The 3,948-nt window shown below is 52.1% G+C and carries 2 protein-coding genes; both read left to right on the top strand.

Annotation, left to right across the window (positions count from 1 at the left end; translation table 11 throughout):
- Positions 1-171 precede the first annotated feature (171 nt).
- The gene (locus tag DBO31_RS03445) at positions 172-3,216 is read left to right on the top strand and encodes an efflux RND transporter permease subunit (RefSeq protein WP_150824448.1); all 3,045 of its coding nucleotides are present in this window, start codon (positions 172-174) and stop codon (positions 3,214-3,216) included.
- Between the two features lie 325 nt (positions 3,217-3,541).
- Entirely contained in the window at positions 3,542-3,922 is a 381-nt protein-coding gene (locus DBO31_RS03440; RefSeq protein ID WP_150824447.1) for a MerR family transcriptional regulator, read from the top strand.
- Positions 3,923-3,948: the final 26 nt, after the last annotated feature.

The raw sequence follows: 3,948 nt of genomic DNA, 5'->3' as shown, positions 1-3,948 counted from the left end.
GGTATGGGTTGTCGGAAGTGATCATACGCTGTCCCTTAAAGATGTAACGGTCACGGACTTTGGCGACAATACGGTACAGGTTACCGGCCTTACCCGTGGCGATAAAGTCGTGACAGCCGGCGTCCACATGCTCAGTGCCGGTGAAACCGTACGGGTAGAGGGGGAAGATGAATGAGAAATTTATCGGAAGTCTCTATCCACAACCGGGTCCTCGTCTGGTACTTTATCATCCTCATCGCCATTGCCGGCATATTTTCCTACATGAAACTGGGCCGTATGGAAGACCCGACCTATACGGTGCGGACTATGGTCGTTTCCGTAGCCTGGCCCGGCGCGACGGCAGAGCAGATGCAGGAACAGGTAACCGATAAAATCGAAAAGAAACTGCAGGATACGCCAAACCTCGATTATATCAAAAGCTATTCCCGTCCCGGCCAGTCGGTTATTTACGTGTACCTCGACGATAAGGCGCCACGGGACAGTATCCGCAGTACCTGGCATGAAGTGCGTAACCTGACGGAAGATATGAAAAAAGACCTGCCCGATGGTGTGTATGGTCCCTATTACAATGACCGCTTCGACGATGTCTACGGGTCTATCTATGCCATCACTGGCGACGGCTATTCCTACGAGGAATTGCGCCAGAAGGCTGAAAAGATCCGCCGCATGATGATGTCTGTCGATGATGTCAGCAAGGTGGAACTCGTAGGAGAACAATCGGAAAAGGTTTACATCGAAGTGGCCAATTCCAAGCTGGCTGAACTGGGCATTGCGCCGACGGCTATTGCCGATGCCGTCAAGGGACAGAACGCCATGACGCCCGCCGGCATGGTGGATACGAAATCGGACAATGTGTACCTCCGCCTGTCCGGCGTCTTTGAAGATGTGGAAGCCATCCGCAATCTGCCTATCAATGCCAATGGCCGTGTATTCCGCCTCGGCGATATTGCGACGGTAGAACGGAGATATACCCAGCCGTCGGATCCCAAGATGTTTTACAATGGCAAACCGGCCGTCGGCATTGCCCTGTCCATGAAGAGCGGTGGCAACAATCTGAAGCTCGGTGAAAATCTGAAAAAATTGCAGCAGAGCGTCAAGCCGGACCTGCCGGCAGGCATGGAAATCCACCAGGTATCGGATCAGCCGCAGGTAGTCAAGGAATCAATCAGTGACTTTATCAATACCCTGCGGGAAGCCATCATCATCGTCCTCATCGTCAGCTTCCTCAGTCTGGGTCTTCGCACGGGACTGGTCGTCGCATTCTGCATCCCCCTGGTACTTACGGGTGTGTTCTGTGTAATGGAAATCTTTGGCATTGACCTGCATAAAGTGTCCCTGGGATCGCTCATCATCGCCCTGGGCCTTCTCGTCGATGATGCCATCATTGCTGTTGAAATGATGACCGTCCAGTTGGAAAAGGGAATGAACCGCGTCGATGCGGCCTGCTATGCTTTCAAAGCGACGGCCAAGCCCATGCTGACGGGCACGCTCATTACTTGCGCCGGGTTTATTCCCGTCGCCTTTGCCGACGGGGCCGCCTCGGAATTTTGTAAGGACCTGTTCCCCGTCATCACGGCATCGCTGGTCCTGTCGTGGATTGTATCGGTCATGGTAGCGCCTCTTTTTGGCTATTATCTGATCAAGCCGAAAGTCAGCAAAGACGAAAAACCAGAGCCATTGTATCAGAGCCGCTTCTACGTGTTCTTCCGCAAGGTCCTGACCTGGTGCCTGACACACCGTGCGGTCGTCATCGGCGGTACGGCGGCTATGTTCGTCCTGTCGCTGGGACTCATGAAACTCATTCCCCAGGAATTCTTCCCGCCGTCCCTGCGCCCCGAACTGATTGTGGAAATGACCCTCCCTGAAGGGTCTTCCATGCAGGCTACCCAGAATGAGGCAGCCCGTTTTGCCCAGTATCTCGACACGCAGCAGTCCCAGCTGAAGGATTATTCCTATTATGTCGGCGAAGGGGCACCGCGGTTTGTCCTGACCATTGAACCGGTCCTGCCGGCCAATAACTACGCCCAGTTTGTCGTCGTCGCCAAAGACACGGACACGAGGGAAAAACTGACAGAGGAAATCAAACAGGAAATGGCGGACCAGTTCCCCAATGTCCGCTGCAATGTCAAGAACGTGCCTCTCGGTCCGCCGTCGGATTATCCCATCATGCTGCGTGTATCCGGTTATGATACGGATAAGGTCAAAGCTTATGCCCAGCAGATTGCCGACCGCATAGCCAAAGATCCCAATACGGAAAACGTATTCCTCAACTGGAATCAGAAAAACAAGGTCATGCACGTCGAACTGGACCAGAATAAACTGCGGGCCATGGGAATTTCCGGTCAGAATATTGCCCAGACCCTGTACACCGAATTATCCGGCGCTACAGTGGCGCAGTATTATGCCGGCGATAAGACCATCGGTATCCAGCTCCGCCTTCAGGACAGCGACCGCAATGACCTTTCCAAGATCAAGAGCCTGCCTGTCTACGTTGGCCAGGCCGGTTACGTGCCACTGGAACAGATTGCCCGGATTTCCTATGAAGGGGAAGACGGACTCATCTGGCGCCGGGATCTAAAGCCGACCATTACCATCAATGGCGGTATCAAGTCGGGAACGGCCAACGACGCAACGCAGAAGGCCTATGATTCCATTGCCGATATCCGGGAAAGCATGCCTTTTGGATATACCGTTGAAGTAGACGGGGCGCTGGAAAACAGCCAGAAATCACTGAACTATCTGCTCGTTCCCGTGCCGGTCATGATTATCATCATCATGACCCTGCTCATGTTCCAGCTCCGCAGCCCGTCGCTGATGGTACTGGCACTGGTCACGGCGCCTATGGGACTCATTGGCGTATCCCTGGGGATGCTTCTCTTTGGCAAGTCTCTGGGATTCGTGGCCTATCTGGGAATCCTGGCGCTGGGCGGGATGATCATCCGTAACTCCATCATCCTCCTCGATCAGATCCAGAAGCACATGGCAGCCGGAGAAGACCCGTGGCATGCCGTCATCGACTCGGCAGTCATGCGTTTCCGTCCCATCATGCTGACAGCGGCAGCGGCCATTCTGGGGATGATTCCTCTCATGCGCAGCGTCTTCTGGGGGCCGCTGGCTGTCGCCATCGCCAGTGGATTGTTCGTAGCGACAGTCCTGACACTCCTGGTCCTTCCGACTATGTACGCTGCTTGGTTTAAGGTGAAACGTACGTCGTAATCACTTCAATATAGTTAGTTAATCTAAGTTAAAACAGAGACTGTGACAAAACGAGCTTTTAGAGCTATTTTGCTACGGTCTCTGTTTTTTGTTACCTTATTGCTTTTGCTATGCTTTTTGAGCATTCCTTAACTTGTGATAATAAGCATTTTACATGTCACAACCGGGACCATATAATACAAGCAGGAAATGAAACTAATCAGGAGTCAGCCAGAAAAGAAGTATTGCCTTATGAAAAAGAACTATTATCGCTGTGTGCAATCTTACTGTGATGGCTGTATTGACTCTATGATACGGTGTATTAGTGTAGAAATGAGAGGATTATATGTTTATACGGGAAATGGCCAAACGGGTACATCTTTCAGAAGATACCCTGAGGTATTATGAAAAAATCGGGCTGCTGGCTCACGTTCCCCGTGATGCCGGTGGACACCGGGTATATGGCGAGGTGGAAATTGAAGAAGTTCAGAAGATTGTGTATTTAAAAGCCAGCGGACTTTCTCTGAACGATATCCGGAACTATCTGGAGTTGATGCAGGGGGGGAAAGAAGGAAAAGAACAGCAGCATATATTATTACTGGCGACGCAGAAAACGTTGCTTCGGAAGATGGTTGAGCTGCAGCAGTCTCTGAAGAAAATCAACCAATTGTTGTATACCCGGCATCAGACCTGCATGATGGCCGGTTCCCAGACAGTGCCGGAATAGGCCCGGGGCGTGTCACCGTACGCGTG

The organism is Megasphaera sp. DJF_B143 (assembly GCF_900320625.1).
GTDB classification, from domain to species: domain Bacteria; phylum Bacillota; class Negativicutes; order Veillonellales; family Megasphaeraceae; genus Megasphaera; species Megasphaera hexanoica.
Note: the sequence above shows the minus strand (reverse complement) of the source record. Positions and strands in the feature narration are given on the sequence as shown.